The sequence below is a fragment of the Simplicispira sp. 125 genome (assembly GCF_003096555.1).
Taxonomy (GTDB): Bacteria; Pseudomonadota; Gammaproteobacteria; order Burkholderiales; family Burkholderiaceae_C; genus Simplicispira.
In genome coordinates, this window is the sequence record NZ_QEKM01000001.1 from 735,879 (window position 1) to 749,808 (window position 13,930).

Annotated in this window: 14 protein-coding genes and 2 pseudogenes; 15 read left to right on the forward strand and 1 reads right to left on the reverse strand. The window is 65.3% G+C overall.

The window, feature by feature from the left end:
- The first annotated feature begins 39 nt into the window (after positions 1 to 39).
- From C8D04_RS03395 to C8D04_RS18880, 3 genes and pseudogenes are all read left to right on the forward strand, one after another.
- Positions 40 to 2,049 (forward strand): ParB N-terminal domain-containing protein, encoded by a 2,010-nt coding sequence (locus C8D04_RS03395; RefSeq protein WP_116003600.1) that lies wholly within the window; start codon positions 40 to 42, stop codon positions 2,047 to 2,049.
- A gap of 60 nt (positions 2,050 to 2,109) precedes the next feature.
- Positions 2,110 to 2,321, forward strand: a pseudogene (locus tag C8D04_RS03400) (hypothetical protein).
- A gap of 344 nt (positions 2,322 to 2,665) precedes the next feature.
- Entirely contained in the window at positions 2,666 to 2,896 is a 231-nt protein-coding gene (locus tag C8D04_RS18880; RefSeq protein WP_233521097.1) for a hypothetical protein, read from the forward strand.
- A gap of 417 nt (positions 2,897 to 3,313) precedes the next feature.
- Here the strand turns inward: C8D04_RS18880 and C8D04_RS03420 are convergent, their stop codons facing one another.
- Entirely contained in the window at positions 3,314 to 3,604 is a 291-nt protein-coding gene (locus tag C8D04_RS03420; RefSeq protein WP_116003601.1) for a helix-turn-helix transcriptional regulator, read from the reverse strand.
- A gap of 307 nt (positions 3,605 to 3,911) precedes the next feature.
- On the opposite strand from C8D04_RS03420, the gene C8D04_RS03425 reads away from it, so the two are divergent.
- The 12 genes and pseudogenes from C8D04_RS03425 to aph(6)-Ic all read left to right on the forward strand — a co-directional run bounded on the left by C8D04_RS03425 (position 3,912) and on the right by aph(6)-Ic (position 13,927).
- On the forward strand, positions 3,912 to 4,262 hold the full coding sequence (locus C8D04_RS03425; RefSeq protein ID WP_116005991.1) for a DUF2958 domain-containing protein: 351 nt from the start codon (positions 3,912 to 3,914) through the stop codon (positions 4,260 to 4,262).
- A 377-nt stretch (positions 4,263 to 4,639) separates the two neighbouring features.
- Positions 4,640 to 5,395: a DUF2285 domain-containing protein gene (locus tag C8D04_RS03430; RefSeq protein ID WP_116003602.1), complete on the forward strand. Its 756-nt coding sequence runs from the start codon at positions 4,640 to 4,642 to the stop codon at positions 5,393 to 5,395.
- A gap of 126 nt (positions 5,396 to 5,521) precedes the next feature.
- Positions 5,522 to 5,818: a helix-turn-helix domain-containing protein gene (locus C8D04_RS03435; RefSeq protein WP_116003603.1), complete on the forward strand. Its 297-nt coding sequence runs from the start codon at positions 5,522 to 5,524 to the stop codon at positions 5,816 to 5,818.
- 26 nt (positions 5,819 to 5,844) lie between these two features.
- Positions 5,845 to 6,711 (forward strand): replication initiator protein A, encoded by an 867-nt coding sequence (locus C8D04_RS03440; RefSeq protein ID WP_116005992.1) that lies wholly within the window; start codon positions 5,845 to 5,847, stop codon positions 6,709 to 6,711.
- 265 nt (positions 6,712 to 6,976) lie between these two features.
- Complete coding sequence (parA, locus tag C8D04_RS03445; RefSeq protein ID WP_116003604.1) at positions 6,977 to 7,615, forward strand: ParA family partition ATPase; 639 nt, start codon at positions 6,977 to 6,979, stop codon at positions 7,613 to 7,615.
- Entirely contained in the window at positions 7,612 to 7,872 is a 261-nt protein-coding gene (locus tag C8D04_RS03450; protein ID WP_116003605.1) for a chromosome partitioning protein ParB, read from the forward strand. Before parA ends, C8D04_RS03450 begins: the two co-directional genes overlap by 4 nt.
- A complete protein-coding gene (locus C8D04_RS03455; RefSeq protein ID WP_116003606.1) occupies positions 7,869 to 8,414 on the forward strand; it encodes a DUF2840 domain-containing protein in 546 nt (181 codons plus the stop codon). Before C8D04_RS03450 ends, C8D04_RS03455 begins: the two co-directional genes overlap by 4 nt.
- On the forward strand, positions 8,411 to 9,010 hold the full coding sequence (locus tag C8D04_RS03460) for a S26 family signal peptidase (protein WP_116003607.1): 600 nt from the start codon (positions 8,411 to 8,413) through the stop codon (positions 9,008 to 9,010). The genes C8D04_RS03455 and C8D04_RS03460 overlap by 4 nt, the downstream gene beginning before the upstream one ends.
- A 436-nt stretch (positions 9,011 to 9,446) precedes the next feature.
- Positions 9,447 to 11,429, forward strand: a complete 1,983-nt coding sequence (locus C8D04_RS03470) for a relaxase/mobilization nuclease and DUF3363 domain-containing protein (protein WP_116003609.1) — start codon at positions 9,447 to 9,449, stop codon at positions 11,427 to 11,429.
- 438 nt (positions 11,430 to 11,867) lie between these two features.
- A complete protein-coding gene (locus tag C8D04_RS03475) occupies positions 11,868 to 12,650 on the forward strand; it encodes an APH(3')-II family aminoglycoside O-phosphotransferase (protein WP_116003610.1) in 783 nt (260 codons plus the stop codon).
- A gap of 20 nt (positions 12,651 to 12,670) precedes the next feature.
- Positions 12,671 to 13,033, forward strand: coding sequence for a BLMT family bleomycin binding protein (gene ble / locus C8D04_RS03480; RefSeq protein WP_116003611.1), 363 nt, complete (start codon positions 12,671 to 12,673; stop codon positions 13,031 to 13,033).
- A gap of 14 nt (positions 13,034 to 13,047) precedes the next feature.
- A pseudogene (gene aph(6)-Ic / locus C8D04_RS03485) lies at positions 13,048 to 13,927 on the forward strand (aminoglycoside O-phosphotransferase APH(6)-Ic).
- Positions 13,928 to 13,930: the final 3 nt, after the last annotated feature.

The window sequence follows — 13,930 nt, forward strand, 5'->3', positions numbered from 1 at the left end:
CCATTCCTTGTCTGTTTTTCGATTGATTGGAGTCTCATCATGAACGCTGTTACCCACACCGAAGCCCCTGCTGTCCTCACGCTGGAAGCTGCTGATCCGACCAAGAACATGATTCTGGTTCCCCTGTCGCGGCTGGTCCTGCGTCCCACGGGCCGCAATGTGCGCAAGACGCCGCGCATGTCCATCACCGAACTGGCAGCGAGCATCCTGCGCGTGGGCCTGCTGCAAAACCTGATCGTGATCCTTGCCAGCGATGGGGTGCATTACGAGGTGGTGGCTGGTGGCCGTCGCCTTGCCGCCCTCAAGCTGCTGGCGAAGAAACGCCGCATCGCCAAGGATTGGAACGTGCCTTGCCTGCAGGTGGCCGATGGCACGGCCCGCACCGCCAGCCTCACGGAGAACGTGCAGCGCGAGGCCATGCACCCAGCGGACCAGTTCGAGGCCTTCGCGGCGCTGGTGGGCGAGGGCCGACCGATTGAAGACATTGCGGCGGATTTCTCCGTCACGCCGCTGGTGGTGCAACGCCGCTTGAAGCTGGCGAATGTCTCGCCCCGGCTAATGGCCGACTATCGGGCGGATGCCGTCACACTGGACCAGTTGATGGCCCTTGCCATCACGGATGACCATGCCGCGCAGGAAAGTGCGTTCTACGATGCACCGCAGTGGCAGCGCACGCCGTCCGCGCTGCGCGAACACTTCACCGAGCGGGAAATCGGGGCATCGCATCCGCTGGTGCGCTTCTTCGGGCTGAACGCCTATGAAGCCGCAGGCGGCGGCACCCGCCGCGACCTGTTCGCGGAGGGTGATGCGGGCGTGTACCTCAACGACACCGCTTTGCTGGAACGGCTGGTGCAAGACAAGCTGGAGGCCATTGCCGCTGAGGTGCGCAGTGAAGGATGGGCCTGGGTGGATTCGACACCCGCCATGACCCACGCCGACCTGCATGCCTTCCATCGTGCCCCGAAGGAGCGGCGCGAGCCGAACAAGCGCGAAGCGCAACGCATCGAGAAGCTGCAAGCCAAGATGCGGGAAGTGGCAGAGGCCTTGGATGCGGAGGACGAGGACAGGGCCGATGCCCTGCAGGAAAAGGGCGAGGCCCTGGGTGAACAGTTGCAGGCGCTGGAAGAGGCCTTGGAGGGATACAGCGCAAGCATGAAGGCCACCGCTGGGGCCATCGTCACCATCGACCGTAACGGCGAAGCCGTGATCCATCGCGGGCTGCTGCGCGAGGCCGAGGCCAAGGCGCTGCGCACGCTGGAAAAGCTGCGCCAGGGTTTTGGCGGTGTGGAAGATGGGGCCGAGGGTGCCGACGGCGAAGCGGATGAAGCAAAGGCTCTCCCCGTGTCGGACCGGCTGGCCCAGCGCTTGAGTGAGCACCGCACCGCTGCGCTGCAGATCGAGATGGCCCGGCATCCCCAGGTGGCGCTGGCCGCGCTGGTGCATGGCATGGTGCAGACCGTCCTGCAGGATCGCCGCTATGGGCACGACCTGCCGCTGGGGCTGCGCCTGACCGTGCAGGATCGGTTGGAAGGCATGGCCGCGGACTGGCCAGAGTCCCCCGCTGCCGTGGCACTCAACGAATTGCAACAGGCATGGGGCGACAAGCTGCCGCATGACAGCGCCGAACTGTTCGCTGTGCTGTTGGCGATGGAGCAAGGCGAGCTGGTCGAACTGCTGGCTGTGTGCGTGGCCGCTACGGTGGATGTGGTGACGCCCCGCGCCGCGCGACAGCAACCGGGCGAGGAACTGGCGCAAGCCGCGGGCCTCGACATGACTGTATGGTGGAAGCCGACTGCCGAGGGGTATTTCCGGCATGTGCCCAAGGCGGTGATTCTGCAAGCTGTTGGCGAGTTCGCACCGGATCAGGTCAACCGGCTGGCGAAGCTCAAGAAGGCCGACATTGCCAGCGAAGCCGAACGGCTGGTCGAGGGCACGGGCTGGATGCCTGCAATCTTCAAGGGCGAAAGGCTGCGGGAGGTAGGACCGGAAGATGGTGCGGATGAAGCCGCCGCTGTGGTGGATGAACCGGTCGAGGCATTGACCGCTTGACCCTTGACGCAGAGCAACGCCCCGGCCTCGGCCGGGGCGTTGGCTTGCAAAGAGTCAGAAATGTCTACTGCCAACATCACGAGCCGCTCGCGCATGGCGGCGAACTATGCGCCCGGCGCGGTGCGTGCCCGCCGCTGGCACGGTGAGGGCGAAGTGCGCGGCTATCGGCCGCGCTCGGGCTGGACTGCCCGTGCCGAACTCACGGATGTTCACCCCATCACGGCCGCGCCTTGCCGCGTGCCGTGTGGCGGCTAATTGAGACGAAGGAATAGCAGCAATCAGCACCGCGCCCAGACCGTTCCGCCCTCTGCGTGGTGAACGCAGAAATCCGGGCGCGGCAGTGGCCGCGCCCGGATTTGAAGCCGAAGAGCCTAATCAAAACGTCGCCGCCTGGCCTGTCGCTCAGGCGGCGACGTTGACGGCATCGCACATGCGCGATGCCTTCTTCCATTGCCTCCATAAACGACGATTCTATTAAAGTGAAGTGATATGGGAGGCAATATCCGATGAGTAAAGAACATCGTCCGCGCGGGGAAGGTCCTACTGCATGGGAGGCCGACATTCTCAAAATCCGGGCTTTTGAGCCAAGGCGCTTCGGAAAAAGGTGAGTACGGGAATGATGAAGAAGTTCGTGATGATGGCGTCGCTCGACTTCCTGGCCTTTGAAGCGGCGGAGAAGACCTACATTGCGGAGATTGAGCGGCTGAAGAAGCGGGTCAACCAAGGTATCGAGAAGGCCAACAAGGTGATTGCGGAAACGACCGCATCATGCAGGCCATCCCTGGGTCGGTCATGGCATCCGCCCAACCCGGCCATCCGAGGAACATCAAGGAAAACGGCAGCTTGAGCAAACGTGGAGCGGAATGTGTTTTCCAGCTCTTTGAAGCCCATGCGACCCCGTTGGCTGTGGCTTACCTGGTGAGGATTTCGCATCGTTCGGCCACGCATTGGTTTGCCAAGTGGAAGGCCAGCAAGGCATAGCGCTTTCCGTCTGCGCTGTTCGGTTGAATACCTTGGGCGTGTCGGCGCAATGCGCCGCCGGGCTCTCGGGCTGCGCCCCATGCCGACTTCTCCGTCACGGCCATTCGGCTTCAATCCCTCACGCCTTCGCGCCTGCGGCGCTGCGCGCTCCGCTTGCCTCCAGGGGATCGGCGCAAGACCCATCCCCGCCGCGCGCAGCTTGGCGCCCCCTCGAATACCGCCGAACCGGCGTTGCCGGATCGGCCGGGCCAGCGCCCCGCCGCATATCGCAGCACAAAAACTGCTATGGCTTGGCCGTAGCGAGCTGGCTTTCGGTTTCGGCCATCAATGCAGCGGTACTGTATTCCAGCGCATTGGCGATCCTGAAGATGATCGCCAGCGTGGGCATGTGCTCACCGCGTTCGACCTTGCCCAAATGGGAACGCTCGATGCTGGCCAGATTCGCCAGCGACTCCTGTGCGATGCCTCGTCCTGTGCGCAGCGCACGCACCGCAGCGCCGAAGGCTTTCGCCAGTTCGGCATCGTAGGTGGTGACGCCGGCCGGTCGGCCGGGCTGAACTGAGCGCTTCTGCATCGACAGAAGCGTCCAATTTAGAGACAATTAAAACCACGTTATCTTTAACTCATTGAGTGCACTTTTGTGTGCTTTCGTGCTTTCGTGCTTTTACGCAAAAACGCATCTGTGGACGTCTACAGAACCGGGGAGCCATATCTGTGTCTTCGTTGATTCGCACAATTGCGCTTTTCCGTGTCCGTGGATGTACGGATTCGGCGAGTTGCGCTTCCGTGTCTGCGCACGAAAGCGCGCATCCGGTTCAGTGGTTTCCCGCTTTTACGCAAAAGCACTGCCGTGCATCCTCGATTTCGTAGGAATCCTGGCCATGACCCAGCCATTCACCACCGCCGACCTGCGAGCACAACTGCTCGCCAACGGCGCGGCCCGCGCCGCCGGCAACGACACCGACCCGTTACCCGTGGTTCGGCTGTTCACTCCAGATGCGCGCGCAACCTGGTTGCTGGCTGCACTCGATCCGGCCGATGGCGATACGGCCTGGGGACTCATTGACCTCGGCATCGGCATGCCTGAACTGGGAACCGTCAAGCTGTCCGACCTGGCAGGCATCGTCGGACCGCATCAAAAGCCCGTTCTGCGCGACCTGTACTTCCGAGCATCGCGCCCGCTGTCGGAATACGTCCGATTGGCGCAGCTTGACGGATCAATCCCTGACTAGTTCAAGCCACAAATTCCCGGGCAGGGACATCAAAAAAAGGGGTTGAGAAAGCGCATTGTGGCTTTCTCGGTCTGATTCAAGACATATGGGGTCTGAATCAGCACTCTTGCGCCAACACGGTGCAGTCCTGACCCAAACGGACTCAATTCACGGCGCGGCTTGCGGCACGGTACCTGGTGCTGCGCCCCATTTTGGGGATGTGCAGCCGTCGCACTCGGACAGGTCGTGCAAGTCTTCGGAGTCAATCAGTCTTGACAATTGACACCGCTAGTTACAGCTGAGTTTATCCCTCTGTTGGAATGGTGTCGATGGGTCCTGGCGAAGCTCCAGCCCCCAACCACCGTCGCGGCGATCTCTGTCCAACGGGAGGTTGTTTGATGGTTGATCGAAGCACTGAGCCTTGGTATCCCACTGCCGCGTACCTCTACGTGCTGCACCTGGACGACCTCGCGTTGGCCTGGGAGTATTTGCGCCGCCATCCCGACTACCAACGCGCCTGGCTGCAGCGGGGCAACCCGCAGGAGACTGCTTCCACCTGGGGGCTTCATCTCATGGAAGATCCGGCCCTGGATGCGCGCGATGCCCATCCCACCTGGGTCGCCGGCCACCCCTGCGTGGCGCAGCTCCATCCCGACATCGATCCTCCGCCGGATGCCACGGGGTTCGAGTTCTGGCGCATTCCCGGTGAAAAGAACCTCATCCACGATGGCCGGCGGCTGATGCTCGCCGCGCACTGGCCGGGCTGCTGTCTGCGCCTAACCTTGGCACCCCATCTGGAGGATGGCATGGCCTACGTCTACGCCACCCGCACATGTACCTTGCCCTCCTCACACGATTGTGTGTTCCGTGCCGAGGTGGACAAGTTGGCCACTGCCCCCGACGAAGCACCTACAGCAGTGGCGCGGCCACGGCCGGCGCCGACGGCCCTGCAGGAGCTGCACACCTTGCAGACGCTCGACGCAACGCTGGCGGGGGCCTCCTTGCGCGAGATCGCCGAAGGGCTGTTCGGCACCGAGGTGGTGCTCGCGGACTGGCACGCCGATGGCGGATTGCGCTCCCGCGTGCGCCGCTTGGTGCGACGCGGCCTGACACTGATGCGCGGCGGCTATCGCCGCCTGGCCCAACTCCAATGACTTGGGCAGGGTCGTTTTGCCTTCGTCGCAAAACGACCCTGAGCGAAACGCATCCCTTTCTTGAGACTGCCTCCATCTGGCTGCGCTGGTGCGGCCGGTCTATTCCGACCGATGGAGGCTTACCCAATGCGACCCACTCCCTTACGGCCTGCTGCCGCGCACACCACGGCGTTGCAACCCGCTGCTACTGCACAACCCCAGCGCTATCTGACCAACGACGAGGCGGCCGAACACCTGCGCCTGTCGCCACGCACGCTGGAGAAACAGCGCGTGATCGGCGGTGGCCCGCGCTTCCGCAAGTTCGGCCGTCGTGTGATGTACGCGGTGGCCGACCTCGACGCCTGGGCCGACGAGCGCAGCTTCGAGGCCACATCCGATCCCGAATACGCCGAGCACCACTCGGCCGACAGCCGTGCGCGGTGATCGGCGCTTCGCCGGTGGCCGTCGCCATGCCCAGCCCTTCGCTGCCGTCCCGATCCTCGGGGCAGCGATCAGCGCAGGAGCGCGAGCAGCTCGACCTGTTCCGCGCGCTGCCGGGCGACATGGCGCCGCGCGACAGCCAGGACCTGATGGCCTTTCCGTTTTTCTCGCTGGCGAAGTCCAAGCGCATCCAGCCTATCGACTTCCGCTCCAGCGGCGTGACGATCCGCGTGGAGGGCACGCTGGAGCACGGCATCGCCACGATCTGGGACGCCGACATCCTGATCTGGGCCGCGAGCCAGATCGTGGAAGCACGCGACGCGGGCATCCGCCCGTCGCGGCTCATGCGCGCCACACCCTACGAGATCCTGCGCTTCATCGGGCGGGGCACATCGCTGCGCGACTACCAGCGCCTCAAGGCAGCCTTGGATCGGCTGCAATCGACCACGGTGGCCACCTCCATCCGCGAGACGACGGGGCGGCGCCTGCATCGCTTCTCGTGGATCAACGAATGGAAGGAACTGGCCGACGCCCGCGGCACGCCGCTGGGCATCGAGCTGATCCTGCCGGACTGGTTCTACGCAGGCGTGCTCGATGCGGCGCTGGTGTTGACCATCGACCCAGCCTATTTCAAGCTCACGGGTGGCATCGAGCGCTGGCTGTACCGCCTGGTGCGCAAGCACGGCGGCAAGCAGCCGGGCGGCTGGCAGTTCGATTTCAAACACCTGCACCGCAAGTCGGGCAGCACGGCCAAGCCCTACGACTTCGCCTGCGACCTGCGCGCGCTGGTGGCGCGCCAGTCGATGCCGGGCTACGTCCTGGGCATCGAGCGAATGCCGGACGACGGAGCCGAACTGCTGACCTTCCGGCCCGTGCTGCGGACGGCACGGGGATAACTCAGGAAAAACCTGTGAACGGCCTCGTGCTATCAGGCGTGCCGGGTATCGTGCTATCGGGCGTGTCCCTATCGTGCTATCAGGCGTGCGAAACCGCCGGAACGCCAATAACGGCGCGGGTTTCAGTCCCGTCTAACTTCCCTAACTTTACTTCTCTAACTTTTAGTAGAAGCGCGCCGTTTCGGTGAAAAACTGCCCAACGGCACGACGCGCAGCGTTTCGCACGGCAAGGGAAACCCGGCTTTCCAGAAAGGAGGGCCGCGCCATGATCATCGCTTTGCTCAATCAGAAAGGCGGTGTGGGCAAGACCACGCTCGCCACACACATCGCGGGCGAGCTGGCCATGCGCGGCCAGCAAGTCGTTCTGCTCGATGCCGATCCCCAAGGCTCGGCGCTGGACTGGACGCAGCGGCGCGCCCAACAGGGCTTGCCGCGCTTGTTCAGCGCCGTGGGCCTCGCACGCGAGACGCTGCACCAGGAAGCCCCCGAGCTGGCGCGCCGGGCCGATCACGTCGTCATCGACGGCCCACCGCGCATTGCCGCTTTGGCACGCTCCGCGCTGCTCGCAGCCGAGCGCGTGCTGATCCCGGTGCAGCCCAGCCCCTACGATTTGTGGGCGTCTGCTGAGATGGTGGCGCTGATCCGCGAGGCGCAGGTGTTCCGGCCGGCACTGCGCGCGGCCTTCGCCATCAATCGGCGCGTCAGCACGACCATCATCGGCCGCGAGGCGCGCCAGGCGCTCGCTGACCAGCCGTTGCCCGCGCTGTGTTCGGAGGTGCATCAACGCATCGTCTTCGCCGACAGCGTGGCCGCTGGCCGACTGGCCCGCGAGACGGCACCCGACAGCGCCGCCACGCGCGAGATCGCCGCGCTGGTCGATGAATTGCTGCGGTGGCCGGCATGACCTCGGAGCAACCCACGCGCGGCAAGCGCATAGGCATCGGCGCCCGTCCGCCCGGGAACCCGCATGCCGAGGCGTGGGTTCGACAGGGCGAAGCCGACGGCCTTCAGAAAGGCGACCTCTACACCGCGCGCCTGACCCTCGACATCACACCCGCGATGCGCGCACGCATCAAGGTCTCGGCCTTCACACAGGGTGTGACGGTGGCCGAACTTCTGCGCGGGTTGCTGGAACGCGAGTTCCCGGAGAACACACCATGAACGCTCACGCTCTGGCAGACATGCCCGCCACGTTACCTGCGGTCACGCCGCCTCTCGCAGTGCTCGCCGGGTGGGCCGGCGCCGCACCGCTGACCCGTGTATCGCTCGCCCACGTCGAGCAGCGCATCAACCTCTACCTGCGCTTCGGCGAACCGGCGCGCACCATTCGGCTCGATCGCTGGCGGCGTGTTGCGATGTTCCCGCCCGGTGCGCTGTTCTGCCGCATTCGCTGGCATGCCAACGACTACGGCACGATCCGATGGCAACTCATGGTGATGCAGGCATGCACGCCGCTGGACGCGGCGCAGCGCATCCCTGGCGTTCTGCCCGGTGCGCGGCTGTTACTGCATGCCGAGGGCGAGCCGGCCGTGCGCGCCGTTCTGGCACGGATCGACGCCGTCGAGGCACTGGGTATCGCCACCATCGACGTGTCGCCCGCGTACTGGCGCACGCTGGGCAACCGGCTCGCTGCATTCCTGGCGCTGCCCGAATACACCGCCGAACGGCACGCGGCGTGGCTAGCGGGGCGGGGGCTGCCATGACGACGGCTTTCACGTCCGCCAACACCACGGGAACCGCGCCGCTTTCTCCCTCGCGCTGGCGCAATCGCATCGGACTGGCGGGCCTGTCCGCCTGCGGCCTCGCTGCGCTGGCCTGGGCGTCCTGCGCGCCGGCACTGCCGCGCCTGATCTACAACCCGTCCGACAGCGTGGCGGTCGGCTGGTATCGCGTCGAATTGATCGACCACCAAGCCGATTCGCAGCCACAGCTATTGGCCGTGGGCAGCGTCGCGCTCGTCCGGCTTCCGGCCGATGCCGCCGCTCTGGCTGCGCAGCGCGGCTACCTACCGACGCGCGTTCCGTTGCTCAAGCGCGTGGGGGCGGTGGAACTGCAGGGGGCGTGCATCGTCGGCCGCAGCGTGTATATCGATGGCGTGCCGGTGGCCGCTGTTTTGCCTGTGGATCGCATGGGCCGGCCGCTGCCATCCTGGCAGCAGTGTCGGCAGCTTCGTCCCGGCGAGTTGTTCCTGCTAAGCGCGACTAATCCGTCGTCGTTCGACAGCCGATACTTCGGGCCGATTCCTGCATCCACCGTGATCGGTGTTGCGCATCCGATCTGGCCGGAAGCACGACCATGACGGCTACCAATTCGCTGCGCTTCATCGTGCCATCGGGCGCGTCGTTCTGCCGGCTGTCGCAGTGTCGCTGCGCGTGCAGTGCGTGTGCGTTAGTACCGCACTTCGCACGACATCCGGCGCCGCCTCCACATGTGCAGGTGTCTTGCCTCGAACGCGCCCGGCCTGCGGCCATGGCCGCGTTCGCCGGCGCGCTGGCTGCAAGCAGTACAGCGCCGCCGGGCCGCCGACGCCCGGAGCGCCAGCGAGGGGCAAAGGCGGAAGGCAAGACAAAAGGGTGCGGCCCCTATCGGCCCGCAAAGCCAGTCTGCACATGGGGGTGGCGCGGCACGCAACGGCTTCGCCGCCGTGCCGCTTGTGGCGCGAAGCCCGCGCCCATGCAGGCATGGCCGCGTGCTTCGCACGACCGGACACGCCGTAGCTTTACGGAGAGACAGCCATGAGCGACCGCCGCGACGACGATTTCCGCATCCGTCCCAGCGCCCCGAAGAACCGGGGCCAGGGCTTCGTTTCCACGGTGCTCAAGCAGGCGGGCAAGGCCAGTAGCGGCAAGTCCTCGGTGCGCCGTCCTGGGAGAGCTGGCAAGGGCGCAGGAACCGGGCATCGGCCCGGCTCGTGCCTGGGCCGCGGCCACACGGCGGCGCGCTTTGCCGGGGCGAAGCTGACGCCCATGTCGCGGCGCGTGACCATCAAGACGCTGCTGGTCAACCAGCGCCAGGCCAGCCCGCAGTCGCTTGCCAAGCACCTGCGCTACATCGAGCGCGATGGCGTGGGCCGCGATGGCGAGCCAGGCCAAGCCTACGGGCCGCAGACCGATGCTGCCGACCTCGACGCCTTCAAGGAACGCTGCGCCGACGACCGGCACCACTTCCGCTTCATCCTCTCGCCGGAGGACGGCGCCGAGTTGGAAGACCTGCGCACCTATACGCGGCACCTGATGGGCCGCATGGAAGCCGACTTGGGCACACGACTGGAATGGGTGGCCGTCAACCACTGGAACACCGACAACCCGCACACGCACATCGTCGTGCGCGGGCGCGACGACACCGGCAAAGACCTCATCATCGCGGGCGACTATATCGCCAATGGCTTCCGTCATCGGGCCGCCGAGCTGGCGACCGAATGGCTGGGGCCGCGCACCGAGCTGGAGATCCAGCAGTCCTTCCGGCGCGAGGTGGAACAGGAGCGGTGGACGAGTCTGGATCGCACGCTCAAGCGTGAAGCCGGCGACGATGGCCGGGTGCATGTCGAACGCTTCAACGAGCCGAGATTGCAACGCCAGCGTCTGCTGCTGATCGGCCGCCTGCAACGCTTGCAGCTCCTGGGCCTGGCCGACGAAATGCAGCCGGGCACCTGGGCCGTCCATGCCGACGCGGAAAAGACCCTACGCGCCCTGGGCGAGCGTGGTGACATCATCCGCACCATGCAGCGGGCCATGCGCGGCGAGCCGCGCGAGCTGGCGGTGTTCGAGCCGGGTAACGATGGCCGAACCATCGTCGGTCGCGTGGCCGCCAAGGGCTTGGCCGACGAGCTGCGCGACCGGAGCTATCTGGTCATCGACGGGGTGGACGGCAAGGCTCACTACGTCGCGCTCAACGCCCGCGACGAGCTGGCGAACTATCCGACCGGCGCCGTGGTGGAAGTGAAGAGATCGGCCGACGTGCGGGCGGCCGACCGCAACATCGCCGCGCTGGCGAGCGATGGCCTGTATCGCACCGACCATCACCTCGCCATCGCGCAGGGCCAGGCCATGCCCGGCCGCGACCCGCAGGAGGTCGTGGCAGCCCACGTCCGGCGCCTGGAAGCCCTGCGCCGGGCGGGCATCGTGGAGCGCGTAGCCGAGGGGCTATGGAAAGTGCCCGCCGACCTGCCCGAGCAGGGCCGCCGCTATGACGCCCAGCGTCTTGGTGGCGTGACGGTGGAGCTGAAATCGCACCTGCCCATCGAGCGGCAGGCCCGCGTGATCGGTGCCACCTGGCTCGACCATCAGTTGATTGACGGTGGCTCGGGCCTGGGCGACCTGGGATTTGGCAGTGAGGCCAAGCAGGCGATACAGCAGCGCGCCGACTTCCTGGCCGAACAGGGACTGGCCGAGCGGCGCGGGCAGCGCGTGATCCTCACCCGAAATCTGCTGGGCACGCTGCGTGGCCGCGAACTGGAGCGAGCCGCGAAGGACATCGCGGTCGAAACCGGCCTGGCGCACCGGCCCGTCACGGACGGCCAGCGCGTTGCCGGCATCTACCGGCGCTCCGTCATGCTCGCCAGCGGGCGCTACGCGATGCTCGATGACGGCACGGGGTTCAGCCTGGTGCCGTGGAAATCGGTGATCGAACAGCGGCTGGGGCAGCAGATCGCCGCAACGGTGCGCGGCGGCGGGGTGTCGTGGGAGATCGGACGGCAGAGAGGGCCTGCCTTGGGATAGTCGCCATCACTGAATGTCCGCTATTTGAATTGACCGAGCAGTACTGCGTGGGCATCCGGTCGCATTCCGGTCAACCCCGATAGAAGGTCGATGGTGGCATGCCAAAGTAGGCGCTTGCACATGACCGGAATGTAATCTGGAAGGCTGTATATGATTCTCAGCAGAGCAGGCACAGAGGGCATCGTGCAGTTTTTCTCGTATCGTCGCAGGGATGCACAGCATGGCTATTCCGTAAATGGTGAGCGCCCGCCCGGTCATTCACGGCGCTGCATCATGATGTTGCCATGGATGATCACTGGTCTTTTTGTGTAAGGCTCCACCCCAGAGTGATCTAATTAATGACCATATCTTCCCCTTGCAATCAAATTCTTCGCCAGTCGGGTTGCCTGGTATTTTGCCCATCCGGCGTTGACCGACGATATATGAGGATCGTCTCGCATGATTGAACAGGATGGATTGCACGCAGGTCCTCCGGCCGCTTGGGTGGAGAGGCTATCCAGCTATGACTGGGCCCATCAGGCAATCGGCTGCTCCCATGCCGCCGTGTTCCGGCTGTCAGCGCAGGGGCGCCCGGTTCTTTTTGTCAAGACCGACCTGTCCGGTGCCCTGAATGAACTGCAGGACGAGGCAGCGCGGCTATCGTGGCTGGCCACGACGGGCGTTCCCTGCGCAACTGTGCTCGACGTTGTCACTGAAGCGGGAACGGACTGGCTGCTATTGGGCGAAGTGCCGGGACAGGATCTCCTGTCGTCTCACCTTGCTCCCGCCGAGAAGGTATCCCTCATGGCCGACGCCCTGCGCCGGCTGCATGCGCTTGATCCGGCTGCCTGCCCGTTCGACCACCAGGCAAAGCATCGCGTCGAGCGGGCGCGTGCGCGGATGGAAGCCGGCCTTGTCGATCAGGATGATCTGGATGAAGCGCACCAGGGGCTCGCGCCAGCCGAACTGTTCGCCAGGCTCAAGGCGCGCGTGCCCGACGGCGAGGATCTCGTCGATGCCTGCCTGCCGAATATCATGGTGGAAAATGGCCGCTTTTCGGGATTCATCGACTGCGGTCGGCTGGGTGTGGCGGACCGCTATCAGGACATAGCGTTGGCTACCCGTGATATTGCTGAAGAGCTTGGCGGCGAATGGGCTGACCGCTTCCTCGTGCGCTACGGTATCGGCGCTTCCGATTCGCAGCGCATCGCCTTCTATCGCCTTCTTGACGAGTTCTTCTGAGCGGGGCTCTGGGGTTCGAAATGACCGACCAAGCGACGCCCAACCTGCCATCACGGGATTTCGTTTCCACCGCCGCCTTCTATGAAAAGCTGGGCTTCAGGAGCGTTTTTCGGGACTCCGGCTGGATGATCCTCAAGCGGGGGGATCTCAGGCTGGAGTTCTTCGCCCACCCAGAGCTCGATCCCCTCGCGAGTTGGTTCAGTTGCTGCCTGAGGCTGGACGACCTCGCTGGGTTCTACGAGCGGTGCAAATCCGTCGGCATCCAGGAAACCAGCAGAGGCTGTCCCCGCATCCACGCCCCCGAACTGCAGGAGTGGGGAGGCACGATGGCCGCATTGGTCGATCCGGATGGCACGCTCTTGCGGTTGATACAGAACGGATAGCTTGCAGGCATCTCATGAGCGCGCCTTCCCGTTTTCCGCCCCAGGTCACTGCGTGGATGGAGCGCTGGCGCCTGCAGGGCGACGGTGCGCTGCTCACGACCCACTCGAGCTGGGTGCTTGCTGTTCGCCAGGGGCACATACCGGCGGTGCTGAAGGTCGCACGCGTTTCCGATGAAGAGGCGGGTTACCGCCTGTTAACCTGGTGGGACGGGCAGGGCGCCGCACGGGTCTTCGCCTCGGCGGCGGGCGCTCTGCTCATGGAGCGCGCGTTCGGAGCTGGTGACCTTGCCCGGATGGCCTGGGCCGGCCAGGACGACGACGCTTGCAAGATCCTCTGCGACACCGCCGCTCGCCTGCATGCTCCGCGGCCCGGACCGCTGCCCGAGCTCCATCCCCTACAGGAATGGTTCCAGCCGCTTTTCAGGTTGGCCGCTGAGCACGCAGCACTTGCGCCCGCCGCCAGCGTGGCGCGCCAACTTCTTGCGGCGCCACGCGAGGTGTGCCCGCTCCACGGCGACCTGCACCACGAGAATGTGCTCGACTTCGGCGACCGCGGGTGGCTGGCCATCGACCCGCACGGGCTGCTGGGCGAGCGCACCTTCGACTATGTCAACATCTTCACGAATCCGGACCTCAGCGACCCTGATCGGCCGCTTGCGGTCCTGCCGGGCAGGCTGGAGGCCCGGCTCCGCATTGTGGCCGCCGAGACCGGGGCTCGAGCCGGAACGGCTTCTGCGCTGGATCGTTGCATGGACCGGCTTGTCGGCAGCCTGGTTCATTGACGATGGCGACGGCGAGGGCGACGACGAGGGCGACGACGAGGGCGACGACGAGGGCGAGTGCGCGGCGATTGATCTGGCCATCAACGCTATGGCACGCCGCTTGCTCGACTAGCGC

Excerpts from the sequence above, each read along its gene's own strand:
- C8D04_RS03395 (WP_116003600.1), top strand. The coding sequence starts at position 40 with ATGAACGCTGTTACCCACACCGAAGCCCCTGCTGTCCTCACGCTGGAA.
- C8D04_RS18880 (WP_233521097.1), top strand. The coding sequence starts at position 2,666 with ATGATGAAGAAGTTCGTGATGATGGCGTCGCTCGACTTCCTGGCCTTT.
- C8D04_RS03420 (WP_116003601.1), bottom strand. The coding sequence starts at position 3,604 with ATGCAGAAGCGCTCAGTTCAGCCCGGCCGACCGGCCGGCGTCACCACC.
- C8D04_RS03425 (WP_116005991.1), top strand. The coding sequence starts at position 3,912 with ATGACCCAGCCATTCACCACCGCCGACCTGCGAGCACAACTGCTCGCC.
- C8D04_RS03430 (WP_116003602.1), top strand. The coding sequence starts at position 4,640 with ATGGTTGATCGAAGCACTGAGCCTTGGTATCCCACTGCCGCGTACCTC.
- C8D04_RS03435 (WP_116003603.1), top strand. The coding sequence starts at position 5,522 with ATGCGACCCACTCCCTTACGGCCTGCTGCCGCGCACACCACGGCGTTG.
- C8D04_RS03440 (WP_116005992.1), top strand. The coding sequence starts at position 5,845 with ATGCCCAGCCCTTCGCTGCCGTCCCGATCCTCGGGGCAGCGATCAGCG.
- parA (WP_116003604.1), top strand. The coding sequence starts at position 6,977 with ATGATCATCGCTTTGCTCAATCAGAAAGGCGGTGTGGGCAAGACCACG.
- C8D04_RS03450 (WP_116003605.1), top strand. The coding sequence starts at position 7,612 with ATGACCTCGGAGCAACCCACGCGCGGCAAGCGCATAGGCATCGGCGCC.
- C8D04_RS03455 (WP_116003606.1), top strand. The coding sequence starts at position 7,869 with ATGAACGCTCACGCTCTGGCAGACATGCCCGCCACGTTACCTGCGGTC.
- C8D04_RS03460 (WP_116003607.1), top strand. The coding sequence starts at position 8,411 with ATGACGACGGCTTTCACGTCCGCCAACACCACGGGAACCGCGCCGCTT.
- C8D04_RS03470 (WP_116003609.1), top strand. The coding sequence starts at position 9,447 with ATGAGCGACCGCCGCGACGACGATTTCCGCATCCGTCCCAGCGCCCCG.
- C8D04_RS03475 (WP_116003610.1), top strand. The coding sequence starts at position 11,868 with ATGATTGAACAGGATGGATTGCACGCAGGTCCTCCGGCCGCTTGGGTG.
- ble (WP_116003611.1), top strand. The coding sequence starts at position 12,671 with ATGACCGACCAAGCGACGCCCAACCTGCCATCACGGGATTTCGTTTCC.